At 60.8% G+C, this 20,489-nt stretch carries 22 protein-coding genes; 9 read left to right on the top strand and 13 right to left on the bottom strand.

The genetic code is table 11. The annotated features are described in order from the left end of the window. Window positions 1-125: 125 nt before the first annotated feature. From AC1DYF_RS29895 to AC1DYF_RS29875, 5 genes are all read right to left on the bottom strand, one after another. On the bottom strand, window positions 126-2,177 hold the full coding sequence (locus AC1DYF_RS29895) for an alpha-amylase family protein (protein WP_477881178.1): 2,052 nt from the start codon (window positions 2,175-2,177) through the stop codon (window positions 126-128). A gap of 4 nt (window positions 2,178-2,181) precedes the next feature. Next, window positions 2,182-3,003 (bottom strand): carbohydrate ABC transporter permease, encoded by an 822-nt coding sequence (locus AC1DYF_RS29890; protein WP_477881176.1) that lies wholly within the window; start codon window positions 3,001-3,003, stop codon window positions 2,182-2,184. Beyond that, on the bottom strand, window positions 3,000-3,959 hold the full coding sequence (locus AC1DYF_RS29885) for a carbohydrate ABC transporter permease (protein WP_477881174.1): 960 nt from the start codon (window positions 3,957-3,959) through the stop codon (window positions 3,000-3,002). The genes AC1DYF_RS29890 and AC1DYF_RS29885 overlap by 4 nt, the downstream gene beginning before the upstream one ends. Further along, a complete protein-coding gene (locus AC1DYF_RS29880; protein WP_477881172.1) occupies window positions 3,956-5,266 on the bottom strand; it encodes an ABC transporter substrate-binding protein in 1,311 nt (436 codons plus the stop codon). Before AC1DYF_RS29880 ends, AC1DYF_RS29885 begins: the two co-directional genes overlap by 4 nt. Before the next feature lie 321 nt (window positions 5,267-5,587). Next, complete coding sequence (locus AC1DYF_RS29875; protein WP_477881170.1) at window positions 5,588-6,067, bottom strand: hypothetical protein; 480 nt, start codon at window positions 6,065-6,067, stop codon at window positions 5,588-5,590. A 432-nt stretch (window positions 6,068-6,499) separates the two neighbouring features. Here AC1DYF_RS29875 and AC1DYF_RS29870 point away from each other — a divergent pair, with 432 nt between their 5' ends. From AC1DYF_RS29870 to AC1DYF_RS29850, 5 genes are all read left to right on the top strand, one after another. Next, the gene (locus AC1DYF_RS29870; RefSeq protein ID WP_477881168.1) at window positions 6,500-6,919 is read left to right on the top strand and encodes a hypothetical protein; all 420 of its coding nucleotides are present in this window, start codon (window positions 6,500-6,502) and stop codon (window positions 6,917-6,919) included. 22 nt (window positions 6,920-6,941) lie between these two features. Beyond that, the gene (locus AC1DYF_RS29865; RefSeq protein ID WP_477881166.1) at window positions 6,942-8,156 is read left to right on the top strand and encodes a YcaO-like family protein; all 1,215 of its coding nucleotides are present in this window, start codon (window positions 6,942-6,944) and stop codon (window positions 8,154-8,156) included. After that, entirely contained in the window at window positions 8,153-8,857 is a 705-nt protein-coding gene (locus tag AC1DYF_RS29860) for a TfuA-like protein (protein ID WP_477881164.1), read from the top strand. The genes AC1DYF_RS29865 and AC1DYF_RS29860 overlap by 4 nt, the downstream gene beginning before the upstream one ends. Beyond that, window positions 8,854-10,080: a hypothetical protein gene (locus AC1DYF_RS29855; RefSeq protein ID WP_477881163.1), complete on the top strand. Its 1,227-nt coding sequence runs from the start codon at window positions 8,854-8,856 to the stop codon at window positions 10,078-10,080. Before AC1DYF_RS29860 ends, AC1DYF_RS29855 begins: the two co-directional genes overlap by 4 nt. 82 nt (window positions 10,081-10,162) lie before the next feature. Then, window positions 10,163-12,061, top strand: a complete 1,899-nt coding sequence (locus AC1DYF_RS29850; protein WP_477881162.1) for a BTAD domain-containing putative transcriptional regulator — start codon at window positions 10,163-10,165, stop codon at window positions 12,059-12,061. A gap of 83 nt (window positions 12,062-12,144) precedes the next feature. Here the strand turns inward: AC1DYF_RS29850 and AC1DYF_RS29845 are convergent, their stop codons facing one another. Further along, window positions 12,145-12,381, bottom strand: a complete 237-nt coding sequence (locus tag AC1DYF_RS29845; RefSeq protein WP_477881160.1) for a hypothetical protein — start codon at window positions 12,379-12,381, stop codon at window positions 12,145-12,147. 149 nt (window positions 12,382-12,530) lie between these two features. Further along, window positions 12,531-12,983, bottom strand: a complete 453-nt coding sequence (locus AC1DYF_RS29840; RefSeq protein ID WP_477881158.1) for a helix-turn-helix domain-containing protein — start codon at window positions 12,981-12,983, stop codon at window positions 12,531-12,533. A 324-nt stretch (window positions 12,984-13,307) separates the two neighbouring features. On the opposite strand from AC1DYF_RS29840, the gene AC1DYF_RS29835 reads away from it, so the two are divergent. Next, complete coding sequence (locus AC1DYF_RS29835) at window positions 13,308-13,514, top strand: hypothetical protein (RefSeq protein WP_477881156.1); 207 nt, start codon at window positions 13,308-13,310, stop codon at window positions 13,512-13,514. A gap of 44 nt (window positions 13,515-13,558) precedes the next feature. On the opposite strand, the gene AC1DYF_RS29830 is transcribed toward AC1DYF_RS29835, so the two are convergent. Then, window positions 13,559-13,825 carry a hypothetical protein gene (locus AC1DYF_RS29830; protein ID WP_477881154.1) on the bottom strand — a complete coding sequence of 89 codons (267 nt, stop codon included), beginning with the start codon at window positions 13,823-13,825 and terminating at the stop codon, window positions 13,559-13,561. Here AC1DYF_RS29830 and AC1DYF_RS29825 point away from each other — a divergent pair. Next, entirely contained in the window at window positions 13,824-14,411 is a 588-nt protein-coding gene (locus AC1DYF_RS29825) for a 5-formyltetrahydrofolate cyclo-ligase (RefSeq protein WP_477881152.1), read from the top strand. The genes AC1DYF_RS29830 and AC1DYF_RS29825 overlap by 2 nt on opposite strands. Window positions 14,412-14,417: 6 nt before the next feature. Here the strand turns inward: AC1DYF_RS29825 and AC1DYF_RS29820 are convergent, their stop codons facing one another. The 4 genes from AC1DYF_RS29820 to AC1DYF_RS29805 all read right to left on the bottom strand — a co-directional run bounded on the left by AC1DYF_RS29820 (window position 14,418) and on the right by AC1DYF_RS29805 (window position 17,790). After that, window positions 14,418-14,765 (bottom strand): DUF488 domain-containing protein, encoded by a 348-nt coding sequence (locus tag AC1DYF_RS29820; RefSeq protein ID WP_477881150.1) that lies wholly within the window; start codon window positions 14,763-14,765, stop codon window positions 14,418-14,420. A 205-nt stretch (window positions 14,766-14,970) separates the two neighbouring features. Beyond that, window positions 14,971-16,089 (bottom strand): HPP family protein, encoded by a 1,119-nt coding sequence (locus tag AC1DYF_RS29815; protein WP_477881148.1) that lies wholly within the window; start codon window positions 16,087-16,089, stop codon window positions 14,971-14,973. Window positions 16,090-16,145: 56 nt separating this feature from the next. Then, window positions 16,146-17,033 carry a LysR family transcriptional regulator gene (locus AC1DYF_RS29810; protein ID WP_477881147.1) on the bottom strand — a complete coding sequence of 296 codons (888 nt, stop codon included), beginning with the start codon at window positions 17,031-17,033 and terminating at the stop codon, window positions 16,146-16,148. 355 nt (window positions 17,034-17,388) lie between these two features. Then, the gene (locus AC1DYF_RS29805) at window positions 17,389-17,790 is read right to left on the bottom strand and encodes a DUF1236 domain-containing protein (RefSeq protein ID WP_477881145.1); all 402 of its coding nucleotides are present in this window, start codon (window positions 17,788-17,790) and stop codon (window positions 17,389-17,391) included. A 745-nt stretch (window positions 17,791-18,535) separates the two neighbouring features. Here AC1DYF_RS29805 and AC1DYF_RS29800 point away from each other — a divergent pair. Further along, window positions 18,536-19,492 carry a hypothetical protein gene (locus tag AC1DYF_RS29800; RefSeq protein WP_477881227.1) on the top strand — a complete coding sequence of 319 codons (957 nt, stop codon included), beginning with the start codon at window positions 18,536-18,538 and terminating at the stop codon, window positions 19,490-19,492. Between the two features lie 186 nt (window positions 19,493-19,678). Next, on the top strand, window positions 19,679-20,065 hold the full coding sequence (locus tag AC1DYF_RS29795) for a DUF3307 domain-containing protein (protein WP_477881143.1): 387 nt from the start codon (window positions 19,679-19,681) through the stop codon (window positions 20,063-20,065). 227 nt (window positions 20,066-20,292) lie between these two features. Here the strand turns inward: AC1DYF_RS29795 and AC1DYF_RS29790 are convergent, their stop codons facing one another. Then, window positions 20,293-20,463 (bottom strand): Flp family type IVb pilin, encoded by a 171-nt coding sequence (locus tag AC1DYF_RS29790; protein ID WP_477881141.1) that lies wholly within the window; start codon window positions 20,461-20,463, stop codon window positions 20,293-20,295. Window positions 20,464-20,489: the final 26 nt, after the last annotated feature.

Below are 20,489 nucleotides of genomic sequence, written 5' to 3'. Positions count from 1 at the left end.
CCTGCACTTAAACTTCAAAGAAAATGTCCGACGTCGCGTCTCCCTGTCGTATAACCCAGCCGCCCGCCGCCCGCCAGCACGGCCGGCGGGCGAAAACATCGACATGTCAGTGGTTTCCGCCGGCATCAGGCGCCTTCGAAAACCACGGCGCTGTGGATGCGCAGGCGCGGCACGGTAATGCTGACGAGACCGTCATCGGCGGCATTCCAGGGCAGGTCTTCGCCGGTCAGCGCATCGAAGACGCGTCGCGGCGTCGATGGCAGGCGGACGGTGGCGCTGACCGGGCCGATTGCCGGGATGTCCTCGATCATTTCCATCACGCGGGTGCCGTTGTCCTCGGTGCGGATCTCTTTGCCGCGGATCTGCGGCGGGCCGTAGAGCAGGTGCAGCACGTGGCGGTCGTGCTCGATCTGCTGCGTCAGCGTCGCGCGGCCGGAGGAGGGCAGGTCGGTGACCATGGCCGGGTTCGGCACCAGGCGGTCGAGCACGCCACGGACGAGATATTTATAGAGCGGCTGGCCGACGGCTCGGTAGAGCCTGAAGATCGGATAGGCGATATAGGCAAGGCCATTGTGCTCGGTCACGGCAGCGCCGAGTGCATCGGCGGCCGTATCGTCGGGTGCGTGCTGGTGCGAGCAGAAATGCTTGTAGGACCGGTTGAAATAAGACGGGTAGATGCCGGCCAGCACATTGGCCCCTGTCGATTGCACTGTTTCTGCCTCGTCATACATCACGAAGGCGGTTTCGGGCATGGACGGGTCGAGATCCTTGCCAGCCTTGACATAGCTCGGCCGGAAGGCGATCGGGGCAGCCCCGCGTGAAATGCCGAAATCGAGGGCGAACTTGCCGTCGGCGTCGAGGCCCGAATGCCAGGAGGCCAGGATATTGCCGCCGCCCGCGACGTAAGCTTTCAGCCGCGCCGCCAGGGCGGCGTCCACCGGAATCTGGTCGGGCAGGATGATCAGCCGGTATTGTTCGAACCGCCCGGTGAGATCGAGCATATCGAATGGACGTTTGAGCTCTTGCAGCATCTGGGCGGCGCCGTCATCGCTCGGATGGTTGCGGCCGCCTTGCGGGTCCATATGCTCGGCCGAGAGGATGGCGATTTCGGAAACCTGCCTTGCGCCTTCAAGATAGGGTTCGAGCTTGGCGATGCGCTCATAGGCAGGCGCGATCGAGGCATAGGTGTCGGGATTGATCGCGCCGTTCGGATGCAACTGGTCGCCGACCAGGCATTTGGAGCCGAGCGCCACCATCTGGGCGCATTCATAGTCGAGCGCGTCGGGATGCTTGAAGCCGCCGAATTCGCCCCAGGTCGTGTGGAACTTGCCGGTATGGGCGAGGAAATCCATGCCGAGCGTCGCCGCATAGCGGGCGCTGGAGGGAAAGTGGTCATAGCCCCAGCCGCCGGTCGGCAGGCTTTCGAGCTCCAGATGGGAATAGCTGCCGAAGCGGCCCGGCCCCTGCTTGTGGATATGGCCGCAATTGTAGAAGACGCGCAGGCCAGGGAATTCGGCAAACAGCGCCTCGCTGGTTTCGTGGCGGAACTGTTCGTTGACCGCTTCGTCATTCTTCAGCCGGTCGGCCGGGTTTTCAGGATCGAGGCCTTCGCAGATCATCCGCTCGATGCAGGCCGAGCAGACGCAATCCGGCGTCAGGATGATGTCGAAGAACAGGCCTTGCGTCGGGTAGATGCTGGCGACTTCGCGCGCCTGGTCGAGGATGTATTTCCTCAGGCCCGCATGGTTGAGGCAGAGCGTGTGCCAGGCGGGGCTGAGCTGCTTGGCGGACGACGGGTCGGCCGGCCGGTCACGGTGGTAGTGGTTTGAAGCGCTCAGCACGCGCCATTCCGGATGTTCGCGCGCCGAGAGTTCATCCCATTGCACGGAGATGTAGATCGGGCTCTCAATATCGGCGGCCGAGAGCGCCTTGACCATGTCGCCCAGCAGGTCGGGGCGGGCGAGATGCGGATGCGGCTTACCGACCTTGGTCGGATAGTAGGACCAGCCGTGATGGCACTTGGCAAAGATAGTGATCGAATCCACATGCGCGGCCTTCAGCGTCGACACGAACGTGTCGGGATCGAAATCCGCGCCGATGCCGGGAATATGCTCGGACGTATGGAAATCGAGATGAATCTGGCGGTAACGGAGCGGCTTGTTCAGGGGCTTGGGCATGGTGCTATTCCTTTGCGCCGGAGCGTGTCTGCGAGCCCGCGGCGAATTGACGTTGGAAGACGAGGAAAACCAAGAGGGGGACGATGGTGACGATGATGGCCGCCACCGATCTCAGGTCCCAGTTGACGTCGTAGCTGCCGGAAATGCGGGCGAGCAGGACGGGCAGGGGGATGTTGTTGCGGAGGAAGAGCATCGGCAGCAGCAGGGCGTTCCAGGTCCAGAGGAACTGCAGGATGCCGACGGCGAAGATGGGCGACAGGCTGTTGGGCAGGACGATATGGCGGAAGGTCGCCAGTGGGCTGCAGCCGTCGACCTTGGCCGCCTCGACCAGTTCGCGTGGGAAATCCTCGAAGAAGTTTTTGACCAGGAAGATCGACCAGGCGAAGGACAGTCCGACATAGGGGATGAGGACGGATGCGATGTTGTCGATCAGCCCCAGTTGCCGCCACAGGGTGAAGAGCGGGATGATCACCACCTGCTGCGGCAGCACGAAAGCGTTGATGATGATCACAAGGAGCAGGCGACGGAAGGGGAAATTCAGGAAGTGGAAGGCGTAAGCCGCCGCCGGCGCCAGCAGCATGGTCAGCACCGTCGCGATGCCCGCCGCCTTGACCGTCACCACCATGGAGGCGGCGAGCGGATATTTGTCCCAGACCCGGCGCCAGGCATCGAAGGTGAAATCGAAATGGTCGAAATGCCACCAGCCGAGGGACGCGCCCTCGGGCGGCCTTAGCGACGTGACGATCACGCCGACGATCGGGATCATCCAGATGCAGGCGACCAGGCCGACGACAATCACAATCCAGCGGGGCGCCTTGCCGATCATTTCGCACCTGCCGTTCTCTGGATGATGGCGGGCGTCGAGACGACGAGGACGGCCAGCAGCAGAACGACGGTGGCCGCCGCGCCATAGCCCAGCTTGAACTGGGTCATCGATTCCCGGTACATGAAATAGCCGACCGTTTCGGTGGAGCGGACCGGCCCGCCACCCGTCAGGATGAAGATGATGTCGAAGCTGCGCAACGCCGTCAGCAGATTGATGAACACACCGACGCGCACGCCCGGCAGCGACAGCGGCACCATGATGTGACGCATAGTCGATATCGGCTTGGCGCCGTCCATATAGGCGGCTTCGAGCACTGATTTCGGGATTGCCTGGATCGAGGCGAAGATCAGCATCAGCGGCAGGCCGACCGCACTCCAGGAGGCAGCGATGATCAGCGCCCAGAGCGCGGTATTGGGATCACCAAGCCAGGCGTGCGAAAAGCCGGGAAAGCCGAAAAGCTGGATCAGCGAATTGAGCAGACCGCCGGCATCCGGACGGTAGATGCCGATCCACATATAGCCGGACACGGCTTCCGAGACGCCGAAGGCGGCGAAGATCATCACCCGGAAGGGCAGGGTCTCCCTGGGCGCAAAGGCGCACAGCATCGCCAGCACCCAGCCGATCGCCACGGAGATCGCGGTGACGCCGATGGTGAAGATCAGCGTGGTCAGCAGCGTATTGCGAAAGGCCACGTCGGAGAACAGCTTTATATAATTGCCGAAGCCGACGAAGGAGGGTTTCTTGAGCCCCTGGATGTCCCAGAAGCTCAGGCGGATGGTTTCCTCGAGCGGGTAGAGGACGGCGATCGCGAACAGCACGATCGCCGGCGCGATCAGGATCAGCGCGGCGGGCCGCTCCCCAAGCAGGCGCCGGCGGCTGGCAAGGCCCGCCGCCAGGGGCGAGGCCTGCACCACGCCCACCGGTTCCCGCATCGAGGAGGCGGAGGCGCCCATCAATAGGCCCCTTGTGCCTTGGTCTCGATGGCGGCGAGCACCGTGTCGATATTGGCGGGCGACGGATCCTGCAGGAATTTCTGCAACTGCACGCGATATTCGTCGACCAGGTCGCCGGGCAGCAGGTCGCCGAGCACGAATTGCGGCTTGGCATTGGCGACGGCGGCAGTCGCTGTTTTCTGCGCTTCGCCGTAGAGCGAAGCATCCGTCTCCTTGCTCGGCGAAGCATAGCCTGTCTTGGCAAGAATGTTGGCCGCCTCGGCATGCGTCCAGAAATCGAGGAAGGCGTCGGCGGCCTTTGGATTGGCGCCATTGGCGGTCACCAGGAACTCCTTGGCGTCGACGCTGGTCGTGTCGTCATGGCCCATGCCGAGCGAGGGGAACTGGAAGAGGCTGTAATCCTTGCCCTCGACAAGCTTGTAGTCATTCTTGGCGCGGTTGTTCATCCACATGCCGATCAACAGATAATTCTTGGCATTGGCCTGGAAGACCTGGTCAGCCTCGCCGTCCCAATCGTTGGCCAGCATGGTGTTCGGCGCGCCGCAGCAGCCGGCGTTGAGCATCTCAGCATACTTGGTCAGCGCCGCCTTGACCGCGGGGTCAGTCCACGGGATCTTGTGGGCGCCCAGTTTTGCCGCCGTCTCGACGCCAGCCGAGCGCAAGAGCAGGCTCTCGAACCATTCGGCATGCGCCCAGTATTTGCCGGGAATGGCGACCGGGGCGGCAAAGCCAGCCTTGGTCAGCTTGGCGAAGGTGCCGAGGAATTCATCCCAGGTCTTCGGTGGTTCTGTGATGCCGGCCTTGGCGAGATGCTCCTTCTTGTACCAGATGCCGGAGCGGTCGCCATAGGTGTAGGTCAGGCCATAGGTGGTGCTGCCGATCGAGCCGAGATCGCGCCAGGATTGGCCGAGCGGCTTGTCCCAGCCAAAGGATTTCCACTGATCGTCGATGGGCCGCAGCAAGTTGGCGTCGGCCAGTTCCTTGCGGAAGGCGGGCCATGTGTTGATGACGACGTCCACAACCTCACCGCTCATCAGCGCTGTGCGGATGCCGCCGCGCATGTCGCCCTGGCCGGTGATGTTGACCTCGCGGATGGTGACGCCGGGATGTTTCGCCAGGAACGCCTTCTGGATGGCGTGCATCATGTCGAGCTCGGAGCCGCCGAGCCAGTTGAGGATGACGATCTCGCCACTCACGGCATCGGCGGCGCGTGCGAGGCCTCCGGTCATTGATAATACCGCGGCACTTCCAGCACCTGCGAGCAGGGTGCGGCGGCGGATTTCAGGCATGGATTTTTCATTGCTGGTCATGTCACGTCCTCCCAAACGGTGATGGAAACCATATAACAATCAATTTACTTGAAACGTTATCATCTTTTTTGACCGGCGCAACTGTTTAGAATCCGTCTCGTTGGAGACAAATTACAAAGCGTTGATATTTATCGCTATTACGCGTGCCGGGCTTCCGCTGTCAGCTGGCGCTGGCGGTCCTGGTGCATGATGAAGGTCGCGCTATGGAGGTCTTGCCCCGCTATTTCCGCCAGGAAGATGTTCGCGTGAGCCGCCCCTGGGACGGCATATGCCCAGGCCTGATTGCAGCCGCTGGGTTCGGCGCCAGGCGCCAAGCCGCTCTTACTGCGACATTTCCCGATAAAGCCGCCCCGGCGACCCCTGATTTTTCAGGAACATCGATCCCGGGCAGCCGTATCGGCGAAGCACGGAATCGTATTCGAAGCGTTCGCTGACGCCTTTGGCATCGACGACCAGCACGTGATAGCCGTTGACGATGTCCTGTGAGATTTCGAGGTCCTGACCCCAGGTCCAGCCGCCATAGGATGTGCCGGCTTCCGATCGCAGGACGATTTCATAGAAATGCCCGCCGTTTTCCGCCCGCATGCGGAAGATGAGGTCGAGATCGTCCTCGTCCGCCGGCGGCGCATCCTGCGCGCTCAGGCAAACGCTGGCGACGGTCGATTCCAATATCGACGCGAGAGGGTAGAAGGGGCGTCCTGCGAACCAAAGGAACTCGGTAATCACGAAACCGACATCGTCGGCGCGCGCAAACGGCTTCACATGCTCCTGGAACCTGGCGAAGGATTTGTTGAATTTCATCTGTACAATCCCGTGCCTGCTACAACCGAAATCAAGAGTCTGACATACCATTTTAGATGGTGGGTCGAAGCAGCTTGAAATACAGAATGAGCGTCACACGAGCGTCAAACCAGGATTTTTGCCCTCTTCCATTTCCCAGGCGTGTCGCGTCTAATGTCAATGCAACTCGACAGAATGTAAGCACAGAGTATCGAGAGCTGGAGTTCCATTGCAGGAATATCGTCGATTGTCGCGATTGACAATTGTTAAAATTATCTCTTCCGGCATTCTTTATTTTAGGAAACTGTGTGCGTGTTTTCAAGCGTGCAAGTGTATTTGCCAATCCCCGGGGGGGATAAACTTTTCGAGAAGCGGCGGAAACGAAATATACACGGAATTTCTTCCTCTGCGGGAAGAGCAGAATTTGGCTAATCGTCTAGAAAGGGGAGACAAATGGCTGATTCCAACTTTTACGTCATCGGCAAAAAGGGCGCCGGGGTCCTGTTTATCAGGACAGTGCCGTTGCGTGCGGCGCTGGTGCCGCATCAGGCCATCCTTGATTATGAAGCGCTGAATCCCGGCGTCGACGGCTATGCGCATGTCGGTGCCGCCGCACGCACCTGGCTTGCGACACAGGACGGCAACCCGAACACCCACATCGACCCCAACCAGGCGCAGGGCATCGAAACGGTGCTGGCCGGCGGCGCGACGATCTCCGAAGCCGAATTCACCTTTGTCGGTGCGGTTTCGGACGGCGACTGGGACCTCAATCGCATGTCGCAGATGCCGATCCAGGCCGCGCTCAAGGCGACCGGGCCGTCGGCGACGGGAACCGACCTGACGCAGGCGATCCTGTCCGACACGCCGAAGTGAGCGGCATGCACTCGATAAACGCGTGACCGTTTCATTCACGAAAACCAAGGCTGACAGCAGGCATCCCAAAGAGCTGCTGTCGGCCGCCATATTGCAGCGGTTCGGCATCACCCGCGTCGGCGATGTCACCGATCTCGATATTATCGGCATTCCCGTATGGTTTGCCTGCCGGCCGAATTCCCGCTGTCTTTCCGTTTCCCAGGGAAAGGCGCTGCGGGCCGACATGGCGCGCATCGGCGCCATCATGGAAGCCATCGAGGGAGCGGTGGCCGAGGCGACGAAGCCGTTGATTTCCGAGATCGGCTCCATTGTTTCGGTTGTCGAGCGGGGCATGCCGATCGTGCCTCTCGATCAGCTGGCACGCTGTGACTTCCCCAGGCTGGACCGGCAGGTCGATCGGGCCTGGGTCAAGGGGTTCAGCCACCGGACGGGTCGGGACGTGTATGCGCCCTATGAATTGATCGGGATGGACATGCGGGTCGATTTCCCCTGGGATCGCACCAGTTTCAAGATGACGTCGCAAGGGCTTGCGGCGGGGTTCGATCTCGATTTCGCCACCTTGCGCGCGCTGCTGGAACTGGTCGAACATCACAGCGCCTTCCTGATCGACGCGCTTGGCGCGATGGGCCGCGACCATCGCCGTCTCGACTATCGGGCCGGCATCAATGCCGATCTGGACGAGGCCGTGCGGCGCCTGGCGAATGCCGGCATTACACCCGAATTTTATGACATCACCAGCAATCTGGCTGTCCCGGCCGTGATGGCCGTCATCCCGCGCGATATCAGTGCCCCGTCAGGCCCGGTGACGCGTCGCTCGGCTGGCCTGGCCTGTCGGCTCGATCTGGCAGAGGCAGCGCTGGCTGCCTTGCTGGAAGCGGTACAATCGCGGCTCACAGACATTTCCGGCGCGCGCGACGATCTCGAGCCCAGCCGCTATGGTCCCACATCTGCGCCGGATCATCGCCCGACAATGGGGATGCCGCTCGACAACCGGCGGCTGGATCTGGCGCCGGACCCTGTTGTGCCGGAGCCTGTTGTACCGGACTGGCAGCGGCTCGCGGCCTGGCTGATTGAGCGCGGTATCGAGGATATCTATGTCTTTCCCTTGCCGACCGGCGTGGATGGCGTTGTCGTGGTCCGTGTGCTGGTGCCGGGACTGTCGGTCGCCAGCACCGGCCTGCAGGTCTTCTCGGCCAACGCGCTCGGCGATTTTCTCGGGAGGGCCGGCGTCCGATGAAAACCGTCGTCTTTGCAGGGCCGAGCATCTTCGGTGTCGATATGAGCCGGTATCGTGCGCTCAGTGTTCGCGGGCCGGCGGCCGCGGGGGATATTCTCGCCGCCGTCCGTGATGGCGTCTCGGCGATCGGGTTGATCGATGGCCTTTACGGCGACACGGCTGCCGTGTGGCACAAGGAAATCCTCTATGCGCTGTCCGAGGGTATCCATGTGGCTGGCGCGGCCAGCATGGGGGCGTTGCGGGCTGCTGAATGTGCCGCATTCGGCATGGAGGGGATCGGAGCCATCTTCCACGACTACGCCTCCGGCCGCCGCGTCTCCGATGCCGATGTCGCGGTCGCTCATGCGCCGGCGGAATTGGCGTATCAACCGGTGTCGCTCGCGCTTGTCGATGTCGAGGCGACCCTCGAACTGCCGAACCTGCCTTTCTCCACGCCGCAGCGGCAATCGCTGCTGCAGGCTGCCCGGAGCCTGCATTTTTCCAAGCGTTCCTGGCGGATGATCCTGGCTGCGGCAAATATTGCCGACGAGGAGCGGGCAAGCGCGATTGCATCGCTGTCGCAGCACCACAGACAGGCCAAGCGGCAGGATGCGGTGCGTCTGCTCGATCATCTGCTGCAACCGGCTGTAGCGTCTGTCGCGAGGAGCTGGATCTTCCAGCGTACAGGATTCTTCAGCCGCCTGGAGGAGCGCCTTCGGTGACTGACAAGCGTCGATCTGCTTTGCAGCCGAGTTTCGTCGAGGACTGCGGTGATGTGATCGAGGAGATTGCTATAGCCTTGCCGCAATTCATTCTCGACAAGGATCAAGGTGCGGCAGCGACGGTCTTGGCGATGATCGGCAATCTCGTTGCTTCGTTCAAGCCACACATGCATGTTTTGCTGCTCTGCGAAGGCTCCGGAAGGGCTCGCGCCGAGGCATGGCTGTCGCATCTGGCGCTCCGGTGTTCGGCCACGCTGGTCGATGTCGGCGACGGTGCGTTGAGCAAGAGTGGGTTCTGGATCCAGGATTGCCTGCATGTTCGTATCGGCTGCGACGGCTATCGCATCGGCGACACGTTTACGGACAATGCGAATTCCCTGGCGCGATGGCTGGCGCGGCAGCAGCGCTGCACCTGGGAGCGCCTGGAACTGCACATGGCCGGCGGCAACCATCTCGTGGGGCCGGATTTTCGCATCGTCGGCTTCGACAGCATAAGACTGTCCGCCGCGCGCCACTTCGGCGGCGATTCCGGTTTGCAGCACGCGCTTGACCGCATTCAAGCGCTGGATGCCAGGCCGGTGCATGTCTTCGGCTTTCGTGCCGACGAGTTGAGGGCGCGGCATGCCGGTTCACCCGCCCTCCACCTCCCGACCGATGGATTGACGGCGGCGGCTGCCAGCATCTGCCAGGCAGATCGATGGTATCAGTTCGGGCTGCATGTCGATCAGTTCGTCTCCATCACCGGACTTTCCCAATCCGGACAGCCGTTGCTTCTGATTGCCGACCCTGTCTCTCCGTCGCATCCCCATGCGGCCCAGGTCGTTTCAGCAAAGAGGCAGATCGATGCCTGCGCCCGTCATCTGTCGCGGGCTGGGTTCGCGGTTCTGCGCAATCCCGTGCCCTTCGCGCCGGGCTTGGTCGGCCAGAGGTTTTTTCCCCGACTCTACAACAATGTGATCGTCGAAAACGGCATTCGGCCGGGTGAAGCGAAGCCTTTGGTCTGGATGCCGTCTTTTGGGGAAAATTATTCTCTGCTGGCCTTCGACAACGAAAATGTTGCGCTATGGCATTCCCTCGGATTTGACGTCATATTGGTCGGCGGGGCGGAATCTGTTGCCGAGCACGGCGGCGCACTGCGATGCGTTTCGAAAGTCTTGCGCCGCAAGGGCAGGGCAACGTTTCTCCCGGACAATGTCAACGCCAACAACGCGTCTGTCGGATGATCGCAGCTAACGAGTGCCTCGCAATACCATCCCCGGATTTCCGGCGACCGTCATGGCGTCTTGCCAAACATGTTGCACGCCGATGAAATCTCGCAGCGCGCTCATCAGGATATTGGGGGTGCCGGAAATAGAAGTCGCAACGCCGACGACATTTCCGGAAAAAGGCTATGCCTTGATCGCCGCCTTGATTCTGGCGCCGGAGAAAAAGCAGTCCCGACAGGTGCTCGCGTCGATGCTGTGGGAGGATGTCGACCAGGCGCGTGCGCTCGCCAATCTCAGGCAGTTGCTGATGCGCTTGAAAAAGCTGCAGCCGGAAGACGAGCCGTTCGTGCTTGCGCCCGGCACTATGTTGGTGGCTGGTCCCGGCAGCGAGCGCTCCGATCTCGCCTTTTTCCTCGAGGGCTGTCAGGCGACGGATATCGAGAAAAGAATGCGTGCGCTGTCGCTGATGCGCGGACAATTGCTCGATGGCATCGATACCGGCCAGGATCAGTTCTATCTCTGGCTGCTCTCCGAACGCGGTCGCATCCGCGATCATTTCTTCAGTCTCGCGGCGACCCTGCTCGAAGACCTCACGCGTTTCGGTGCCTCGAAGCAGCGGGATATCGCCGCTGTCGCCAAGCTCGTCATCGATTACGAGCCGGATCGTGAAGACAGCTACCGATTGGTCATGGAAGCCTATGCGCGCTCCGGCCACACCGACGGCATTGCGCGGACCTATGAGACGCTGTCGCGGGTCCTCAAGAGCGAGCAGCGCGCGCCATCCGCTGCCGTGACGGCGATCCATAAGCGTGTGCTGAGCGGCAACGCGCTGGTTATCCCGCATGAGGTCAGCGCGCGCAATCACACCGTCTCACGTGTCGGTTTCCGTGCCCCGATACAGGTGGATGGAACGGCCGCATCGCCGATCATCAATGCCTTCATCGAGGATGTGGCCAATAGCCTGACGCGCTTCCGTTCTTTCGCGGTAATCGCGCCGCATACGACCTTTGCCATGTCGGGCGAGGCGCCGGCCGATCGGCTTGCAAATCTCGACTTCACCGTCCGCAGCACCTTGCTCACCCCCGACCATATTTCCTGTTCGGTCGTGCATGAAGCAAGCTCGCAAATCCTCTGGTCGGCGGAATATGTCCTGGGTGGCAAGAATTTTCATCTTGCCTTCCGGTTCCTGTCGAAAAGCATTGCTGCGACCGTCGCCGAGGTGATCGAAAGGCACAGCCTGGACCCGTCGGGCGTCTACACACCCACCGCATATCTGCATCTCCTGGAGGGGCAGCGGCTTCTCAAGAACTGCGATCTTCCGCTTTTGCGGCGCGCCCGGCGGGAGTTTCGCCAAGCGGTCGACCTCGACCGAGGCATGGCGGCACCCCGTGCCCGGATCGCGCAGACGCTGCAGCTCGAATGGCTGATGCTCGGCGGTAACGATCCCTATCTGCTGCAACGCGCGCGCGCTGAAGCAGAGGCGGCGATCGAAGCCGATCCGGCCTCGTGCATGGGCCATTGGATGTCGGCGGTGGTTGCGCTCTACCAGCGCGATTACGAGGGCTCGGCGCTCAAGTTCGCCGAAGCCGAGACGCTCGCGCCGCATTCGGCCGATCTGTTGCTGCAATATGCCGATGCGCTCGCTCATTTCGGCGAACCTGCCGAGGGCTGGAAGCGGTTCGAGCTGGCGATCGATCTCAATCCGATGGCGCCCGACATTTATTGGTGGGCCGGCGCCAGCATCGCCTTCAAGATCGGCGATTATGGCAAATCGGTCGAACTGTGCAGAAAAATGAGCAATGACGAGCCGGCACTGCGTGTGCTGACCGCGAGCCTGGCATTGAGCGGCGATCTCGACGAGGCCCGCAACGCCGCCGATCGATTGATGGAAATCTATCCCGGCATGACGGCGCGCGAAATCGTCAGGCTTTCGCCGGACAAGAACAGTGCGGCCAACGAAGAATTTTACAACGGCCTGCGCCTTGCCGGCGTCTCCTAGAGCATACCTCATTCGCGAAACGCGGCACACTTTCGCGAGGCACGCTTTAAGAAACGCCAGTTTGGTGACATCGCAATCGTTGTTCAGTGGAACGCCGCCGGAATGCCGTAGCTGTCCTTCGTCGTCACCTCGTTGATCGACAAGCCCCGCTTCTCGACCTCGGTCAGAAGCGCCGAAAGTGCCATATCCAGGCAATAGGACGGCATTTCGACTTTGAGATCGCGGGCGCAATTGCGCGCATAGGTGACCAGCCGCGTCAGCGACACCAGTTCATGGACGAGGTCCGTTTCGATATTCTCAACAAGAATCGTGTCTTCCATTTTTCAACCGTTCCCCTCTACTCGACTGGCAAGGAATGAAACATGGCCGGCGTCACAAGGGCGTCAAAAGGCTGGGGCGTCAAAAGGCTGGAGGCAGCGGCGGAAGAAGGGATGCGACGTAAGGGGTGAACATGAAGAGGTGCAAATGATCACGACATGGAAGGGTCGGGGGGCAGGGTAATTTCCGACGAGGCCTGCGGCTCATTGAGCCCGGCGACGGTGTTGACGAGCATGACGATCATTCTGCGCGTTGCCATGTCCTTGATCTTCAGAAAGGACCGATTGAGATCGAGACCGTCGCGGCTGCCGAGAAAAGACATGATGAGGTTGGTCTCGGGATTCGCATCGACGGCATTAAGTGTCGGTGGCCCCTTTGGATTGTCGTCAAAGAAATAGCCGACCGGCACGCCAAAAATCTTGGCGAGAAGCTGCAACCGCGACGGGCCGACGCGATTGATGCCGCGCTCATATTTCTGCAACTGCTGGAAGGTCACATTGATCAGCGGTGCGAGACCGTGCTGACTGAGACCAAGCGCCTGACGCTTCAACTTGATGCGCGATCCCACATAAATATCGACCGGATCCGGCAACTTCGTCAACATCGCTCCCTCGCAGAACTGTGCCGATCAAATCAGCGCCTTGCGGGCAAAATCATCCACGCCCGAAGATGGTATGCTTGGCCTGCCTCCTATCAGCGGTAGTTAAACCATAGCCGATCTTTTTCGATTGAACAGATGGAATCGACGAGTTTAGGTAGATTTTTTGCCTGAGCGATCTGAAATCCCAAGTTGGGACAGCTGTGCGGTGTCGGTTACCCTGCGGTTACCGAACTGGACGCTTGTGCGGAATGATGTCGGCGTCTCGCCTGAAGCATGTCGCGATCTTTAGCGCCTCCAGTGTGTTGTGTCTGCAGACAGGAGAATGTGATGGCGCCGAACTGGGACGATCTGCAGGAGGAGCAGAAGGCGGCGCTACGGCGCATGAACCGTGGACCATATCCGGAACTCTCGGTAGAACTCGCGGATCAGTTGATTGCGCTCGGCCTGGCGGAGCGACGCGCGAACGCAGTGGGCATTAATCGTGCCGGCCGCGAACTGGTGATCAATTCACTGCTGCGCCCGCGTCAAGCCTGAAAGCGTCGATCAGTCCAGAGGCAGCTGCTGTCGTGCCTGTCCAGTTATTGCTCCGCCAGCCCGACATGGGGGCGGAGCGCGATTTCCGGCTTGGTTTTCTTCATCTCGACCAGCCAGTCGAGCAGCCGCGGATTCCACAGGCTCAGTTCGCCACCGAGCGCAATGACGCTGGTCCGGTAATTCCGTTTGCCTTCGGTTTTCAAGCGGCGCACCTTGTCGCTGGCGTGAACTGCCAAGAGATCCGACATGCCCGATGACGACGACCTGCCTTGCGAATATGCCTCTCCGCCATGTTCCAGGCATGAGCTCATGCCGGAACTCCGCTCGCTGGCCAGCAATTCCACATGGAGTGATGTGGCGCGCTGGCGCAAGGCCGAGCGCGAACGGTTGATCGCGGACCGCATGGGCATGGACGTGGATGCGCGGAAAGTCGGGTCGGAAAAGATCGCCAAGAATCTCGACCAGGCGATCGGCAAGATCGGCAGCCGTATCGTCAGCCTCTACTGGCCGTTCAAGGCCGAGCCCGACCTGCGCAACTGGCTGATCGAAGCGCTCGACCGCGGCGGACGGATAGCGCTTCCGGTGGTCGTGGAAAAAAGCGCGCCGCTGCAATTCCGTTTGTGGTCACCCGGCGAGCCGTTGGAGCGCGGCATCTGGAACATCCTGGTGCCGGCGCGTGGGGCAGTCGTCGTGCCGGATATCGTCATCGCACCGGTCGTCGGCTTCGATGCGGGGAATTTTCGGCTGGGCTATGGCGGCGGCTATTTCGATCGGACGCTGGCGGCCATGGCGAAAAAGCCGATCGCCATCGGCGTCGGCTATGGCGGGAGCCGCATCCGCACCATCTATCCGCAGCCGCATGACATCGCCATGGACATCATCGTCACCGATGAATAGAGCGCTCTACGTCTTTTCGATGAAATCCTTGAGCACGATGGCATGGTTATGCTCACTGTCCTTGGCGCCATAGAGAATCGTTGCCGTCGCACGGCCGATCTCTTTCTTCAACGCATCGACCGCCTCGGAATTTTTCTCCAATTCATCGCGGTAACGACGACGGAACTCAGTCCATTTCTCGGGATCATGGCCAAACCAGCGCCGCAAGACCGGGCTCGGCGCCACCTCTTTCAACCAGATGTCGACCTTGGCCTCTGTCTTGCTCAAACCGCGTGGCCATAGGCGATCGACGAGGATGCGCTTGCCGTCGCTGTCGTCACTTGGGTCGTAAACGCGTTTGATGTGCAAGGACATGCATCATCCTATCCTATCTGGCGGATGAACCCAACGACTCCTGTTATTCTGCACCAAAGGCCGGGTCGAAGCAAAATTATCGCATCAAACGAGCAATTTTGTTCATTTGCCGCATCCAAGCCGGCATGACGACGGCACCTTTAAGGAAAGCCATGCGCGGCGAACGGCCTCGGAAATATGTCGCCGCCAGCAAGCGTGCCCAGCCTCAGGCGGCGGAATCCTTCTCGGCCAGCGAACGGGCCACGGCGCTCATCAAATCGGTTTGGGATATCAGGCCCTGAACATATCCATCCGTGTCGATGATGATGACGGCATGCATCTGTCCGTCCGTGAGTGCGGGCACCAGGGACATGACAGGATCATCCGCAAAAGCGGTGGCGGCCTTCGACTTGATTTCACTCACGCTGCCGAACCCTTGCAACAATTCGCGCAGGCCCACCGTGCCCATCAACCGGCCGTCGTCATCCTTGACCGGCAGGGTGCGGATATTGTGCTTGAGCAGCAGCGCCAATGCCTCGTCGCGCGCCGTTTGCGGCCCGACCGCGATGACGTCGCGCGACATGATATCATCGCAGGTCAGGTCCCGGTGCGAGCGGATCGATGCCTGCAATTCCACCTGCTGCAGCAGCCGGCTGAGATCGGTGCGGTCGATGTCGAACGTCTCGTCCAGTGCGGCGAGTGCGCGATCGACGTCTTCCTCCCGGAAGCCGACACGCGCCCGCGGCGGCATATCGGCCGTATTGTGGGTGTTTGCGGCTGCAGGTGCGGCAACATGCGGATAGCTGCGCTTCGACAGTTTGTGAAACAGCACGCCCAGGCCGACGAGGATGCAGGAATTCACCGCGACGGGCATGAAAGCGAAAAGTATGCCCCATTTGGCCACCGCTGGACCGCCCATCACGGCCGTCAGCGCCGCAGCGCCACCCGGCGGATGCAGGGAGCGGGTGAATGACATGGCGCCAATGGCGAGCGAGACGCCGACGGCGATCGCCAGGATCGGCTCATGGATGAACTGAGCGACACAATAGCCGACCAGAGCCGAGATCGTATTGCCGCCGATAATCGACCAGGGTTGGGCGAGGGGACTGGCCGGTATGGCGAAGAGCAGTACGGCGGAAGCCCCCATCGGGGCAACGATCAGCGGCAGATCGGGCCCTTGCCCTGCGATCATGCCACAGATCAATCCGGTCAATGCGATGCCGATCAGTGCGCCAAGGCAGGCGATCAACCGCTCGCGCAACGTTGCGCCCGCCAGGATGGGGCGAAAAATCTGAACGCTGGTTTGTCCGGCCTTTCCGGAGGTGGGATCTGCACGGTGAAGCATGGGAACACGAGACTGAAAAATACAGGTGACCAGGAAGATTGAGGGGTTGGGCGAGATCAGCGTGCCGGCGCCCGGGCGTGAAGGGTTTCGGCAAAGGCACGAAGCGCAGGCGATTGATCGCCTTGACGCTGAACCAGGAGCGTATCGACCGAGGCAAGCGCGTAGGTCGTGCTTCCTGCGGGACGTTGCAGGAGATCGAACACCGATTTCGGCATGACGCCGACGGCATTGCCGGCGGCAACGCTTGCAGCGATGGCGTGATAGGAATTCAACTCCACCACTTTGAGATCACTCGCCGATTTGCTCCAGTGCTCGGCGATGCGGCGATAGGTGCATCCGGGCTCAAGCGCTACGAGCGCGTCGACCTGGAGATCGGCAGCGGTTCGTATTGCTGGATGGCCAGCCGGGATCACCAGCATGACGTCTTCAACATAGACCGTCTGCGACACCAGATCGGAGAGATCGATCCCCAAGACTTCGTCCTCCCGCTTCAACGCCTCGGACGGTCGGGCGATCAGGGCGCAATCGAGCTCTTCGGCGAGCACGGCCTGCGCCAGTTCCCGCGTCGGCCCCATGGTCAGCCGCAATGAAACATCGGGCCAACGGGTTCGAAAGGCGGCGAGGACTTCGGGCAGACGGCTGGCGGCAGTGCTTTCCATCGTGCCGACCCGCAGGCTGCCGGACGGATATAGCGGCCTGACGGCGGAGCGCGCCTCGGCGGCCAGCGCAAGCAATCGCCTTGCATAGGTGAGGAACGTCTCGCCCTGGCGGGTCAAGGTCATCTTCTTGCCGTCACGGCTGAAAAGCGTGACATCCAGTTGCTGCTCGAGCTGCTGCACCCGAACGCTCACATTCGACGGCACGCGACCGAGGACCTTCGCGGCGCGGGTGATGCTCGACGTCTCGGCGACCGCGAGAAATATTTCGACGTTGGAAAGATCCATTTCGATCTCAAATAAAGAATGATTTGTATGTCTTATTCTGTAAATGAGAACATTTATCAAGTGGTCAGCTGAAAAATATGCGTGGCGTCGCAGGAATGGCGCGATGCCGAATGTGATGGAACAATTCACTGACGCTGGGGTCGAGACGTCTGACGATCATCTTCCACCCAAAGGCCGCCCGGCCGCGGCTCTGGCGATGCCGATGGCGTCGTCAATCAGCGCCAGGTGGAAGCCTCGGCGTGAGGCTTCCTGCACACATCAAACTGGAAGGAAGTCGGCCTTGCGACGTCCTGCGGCGGCCGGCGGCACGCGCCGACCTCAGAAGAACGGCCGTCCGAGACCGTCCCTGGACTTGTCATTCCATCACGCGAACCACGACGCGGTTGCGCGGGTCGACGATCACGCGGTGCTGGTTGACGATCGCATAGGCATAACGGCGATCATCGGGAACCGGTGTCAAGACAACGCGCTCCGGCAGCGGCCGGCCGACGCGGATAGTTTCGTTGACGATGACCGAGCGCTCGACCGGCTGGTCCTCGACATAGGTGACGACGCGATCCGGCGGCGGGTCGATGGCCGCGCCCAAAGTGAGGCCTACGGCGCCACCGATCACGGCGCCGACAGGGCCGCCTATGACGGCGCCCGTTGCGGCGCCACCAACGAGACCGGTGACCTTACCGCCGTTATCGCCGGCATATGCAAAAGTGCTGGCCGACAGGGCGGCAGCGGTAGCAATGAGGAGAGTGGCTTTCATCATCTGTTCCTTTCGTTTCGGCGTACCGATGCCGACAAAAGGCGACAGGGAAGGGAAGGTTCCAGAAAATTAGTCAAGGCTAATAAAGCGATGAAACAATGCGTTACATCGATTTACCCTTTCATCGGCCAGGAATCTGCGACGGATTTGCCTCCGAGCAACCATGGATGAGCTATCGGGTTCATGACATTGCTTCCCAGAGACGGCCTTTCCGCCGGCCGAAACCTTCCTGCGGTTTTGGGCCAATCTCGACCTCGGCGGCTGGAGCGGGGATGATGATGGGCGGTCCGATGCAGGGCTGACCGGACAGGGACTTGCATGGGGCAAGTCCCCTGGCGTTGCCGCCACACCCGTGCCTTCTCAGGCGGAGTGAAAATTGCATAAAGGCGCGGCGGTGAAAAACAGATTGCTAAAGTAACCTTACCTTGCAACCTCTCTTAACGATGCCTCTGCTTGTGGATACCTTGGGAGCATCTGGCCTGGCGCCTGCTCGAGGCTCGTGGCGGAGCAACGATCGGGTAGAGGATGCGATGGAGATCGGCCCGGACATTGTCAAATTCTCGTGATAGCGGGGCGAGCAATTTGAATGGTCATATTCGCGCAATGCAAATAAGCAACTCAATCGGCATGGTCGCCTGTAGGCATCGGGGCAGGCGCGTCGTCGTGCTCGGCTGTTGCGAGGCGAGCGCTCGATCTGGAAGGGAAATACGCTTTGACGTTCTTAGCGCGCATACTGATCGCCGTCTGCATGGCGTGCGTTTTTGCCATATCTGGCTCCGAACCATCTGTCGCGGCGAAGTCGGCAGACATACCAGACTGGCTCAAGGCCCATGTCGGCAACAATGACGGCCAGATCACGGAGGTCGTGCTGCTGCGGGCGCGGACGCTCTATCTGCAAAAGCTGGCGGCCGGCGCGGTCAAGAATCCCTGTTATTTCGCCATGGACGCGACGCGCCCCAATGACATGGGCAATTTCAAGCTCGGCAAGCGCTTCTACATCATCTGCGAAGCCAGCCATGATTTCGAGGCGATCCCTGCCGGCCACGGCAGTGGCCGCAAACTGGGCAGCGTCGCGAATTTCTCCAACGGCAGGCGTTGCGTGAAGAATTTCGGCAATGCCATGGATTCCGACCTGACGGCCGGCGGCGTCTATGTGACGGCCGGTATGAAGAAGACGTTCAAGGGGTATTACAAGGTTCGTCCGGGCCAGGACGCTCCGTTTCTTCGCAGCTTCGTCCAGTTCAGCGGCGAGGGGGATACGGCAAATGCCCAGGAACGCCTGATCGGCGGTCATCCGGCGGTGAAGCTCGGCGGCATGTGCCGGATGAAAGATCCGAAGAGCCAGTATGCAAACCATGACGGTTTCGTGCCGTTCGGCAAGCTGGTCGACTATAACGGCGGCCGCAGTGATGGCTGTACCAGCTGGTCGCAGACTGACGCCAAGCATGTCATGTCGATGATCCAGAACGATCCCACGACGCTCTACATCTACCCGCAGGCGCGTGACATCAACGCCATCGACAAGGCCGTCGCCGTGGGCAAATCGCCGGCGAGCCAGGGTCTCTACTGGAACGACACCTGCCTAAAGGAAATCGGCGCGCCGAAATTCTGGCACAAGGAAACACTCGAGCCGATCATCGTCCAGTACAAGAAGGACCATCCTCCGGGACCGATCAAGGAATTGCCGATCTGCCAGGGGAAATGACCAGCCAACACGTCCTCTCACTGGTGTTTTACGGCTGCAGGGACATTTGCGTCGATGTCGTTTGTGCAGGGCCGCACTTGACAAACGCCTCGTCCCGGTCTTGGCCTATTTCAGCGTCCTGCCGGTGGCGGGACGGATCGTGCCGGTCCGCCCGACGGATTGGGACGGGGGAGTGAGGAGGAAGGAATGACGACGCCAAGCCTGGTGATCGGGATGTTGGTCTGGCTGCAGGTCAAGCATTTTGTCGCCGATTATCTGCTGCAATCCGGCTGGATCCTGCGCGGCAAAGGCGATTACCGCATGGCGGGAGGCTATGTTCATGCCGGCCTGCACGCGATTGGCTCGCTGCCGGTCTATTTCGTCGCGGGCCTGGGTGGTCTGGCGATGGTAGGGCTCACGGCCGGCGAGTTTGCCATCCACTATCTCATCGATTTCGCCAAGGTGGTCTATTCACAGACGCATCAGAATTCGACGAATTCGCGCGCGTTCTGGGCATTGCATGGCGCCGACCAGCTGCTGCATCACCTGACCTATTGCGGCTTGCTTTTCGTCATCGTGCTGTTGCGAGGCTGAGCAGTCGACGTTGCGCCGCGGTTCATGCGAATGGCGTCGAAAATTGCCTGAAAATACGGTTATCCGCGTGGGTGGATGCCCCGCGGTTCAGCATTATCGTTCTGAAGCCTCAGGCGGCCGAAACAGCCGGCCGGCGGCGCAAGGTCCACTGCCTTTCAAGGAGACGGAGAAAGACAATGAACCTTGCGATCGCGTGGCCGCGCCGTCGATTGGCGACCAGACTACTGTCAGGTGGCGTTCAGCTTGCCAGCGAGCGCTTCAAACTGGTTGTTGAGGGCGGTACCGAGGGCGGTTGCCCCGGTGATCAGTGCGATGGAAATCAGAGCGGCGATCAGGCCATATTCGATGGCAGTCGCGCCGGATTCTTCCTTAAGGAAGCGTGCAAGCAGTTTCGACATCCCCTACTCCTTGATGACAATATTGG

The sequence above is a fragment of the Rhizobium sp. P2_G9 genome (assembly GCF_056403475.1).
The sequence above is the reverse complement of the archived record's forward strand: the minus strand, read 5'-3'. Positions and strand labels throughout refer to the sequence as shown.

Bases quoted from the DNA above. Each gene is read 5' to 3' on its own strand.
- AC1DYF_RS29895 (WP_477881178.1), bottom strand. From the start codon at position 2,177: ATGCCCAAGCCCCTGAACAAGCCGCTCCGTTACCGCCAGATTCATCTC.
- AC1DYF_RS29890 (WP_477881176.1), bottom strand. From the start codon at position 3,003: ATGATCGGCAAGGCGCCCCGCTGGATTGTGATTGTCGTCGGCCTGGTC.
- AC1DYF_RS29880 (WP_477881172.1), bottom strand. From the start codon at position 5,266: ATGACCAGCAATGAAAAATCCATGCCTGAAATCCGCCGCCGCACCCTG.
- AC1DYF_RS29875 (WP_477881170.1), bottom strand. From the start codon at position 6,067: ATGAAATTCAACAAATCCTTCGCCAGGTTCCAGGAGCATGTGAAGCCG.
- AC1DYF_RS29870 (WP_477881168.1), top strand. From the start codon at position 6,500: ATGGCTGATTCCAACTTTTACGTCATCGGCAAAAAGGGCGCCGGGGTC.
- AC1DYF_RS29860 (WP_477881164.1), top strand. From the start codon at position 8,153: ATGAAAACCGTCGTCTTTGCAGGGCCGAGCATCTTCGGTGTCGATATG.
- AC1DYF_RS29850 (WP_477881162.1), top strand. From the start codon at position 10,163: ATGAAATCTCGCAGCGCGCTCATCAGGATATTGGGGGTGCCGGAAATA.
- AC1DYF_RS29845 (WP_477881160.1), bottom strand. From the start codon at position 12,381: ATGGAAGACACGATTCTTGTTGAGAATATCGAAACGGACCTCGTCCAT.
- AC1DYF_RS29840 (WP_477881158.1), bottom strand. From the start codon at position 12,983: ATGTTGACGAAGTTGCCGGATCCGGTCGATATTTATGTGGGATCGCGC.
- AC1DYF_RS29835 (WP_477881156.1), top strand. From the start codon at position 13,308: ATGGCGCCGAACTGGGACGATCTGCAGGAGGAGCAGAAGGCGGCGCTA.
- AC1DYF_RS29825 (WP_477881152.1), top strand. From the start codon at position 13,824: ATGCCGGAACTCCGCTCGCTGGCCAGCAATTCCACATGGAGTGATGTG.
- AC1DYF_RS29830 (WP_477881154.1), bottom strand. From the start codon at position 13,825: ATGAGCTCATGCCTGGAACATGGCGGAGAGGCATATTCGCAAGGCAGG.
- AC1DYF_RS29820 (WP_477881150.1), bottom strand. From the start codon at position 14,765: ATGTCCTTGCACATCAAACGCGTTTACGACCCAAGTGACGACAGCGAC.
- AC1DYF_RS29815 (WP_477881148.1), bottom strand. From the start codon at position 16,089: ATGCTTCACCGTGCAGATCCCACCTCCGGAAAGGCCGGACAAACCAGC.
- AC1DYF_RS29810 (WP_477881147.1), bottom strand. From the start codon at position 17,033: ATGGATCTTTCCAACGTCGAAATATTTCTCGCGGTCGCCGAGACGTCG.
- AC1DYF_RS29805 (WP_477881145.1), bottom strand. From the start codon at position 17,790: ATGATGAAAGCCACTCTCCTCATTGCTACCGCTGCCGCCCTGTCGGCC.
- AC1DYF_RS29800 (WP_477881227.1), top strand. From the start codon at position 18,536: ATGGCGTGCGTTTTTGCCATATCTGGCTCCGAACCATCTGTCGCGGCG.
- AC1DYF_RS29795 (WP_477881143.1), top strand. From the start codon at position 19,679: ATGACGACGCCAAGCCTGGTGATCGGGATGTTGGTCTGGCTGCAGGTC.
- AC1DYF_RS29790 (WP_477881141.1), bottom strand. From the start codon at position 20,463: ATGTCGAAACTGCTTGCACGCTTCCTTAAGGAAGAATCCGGCGCGACT.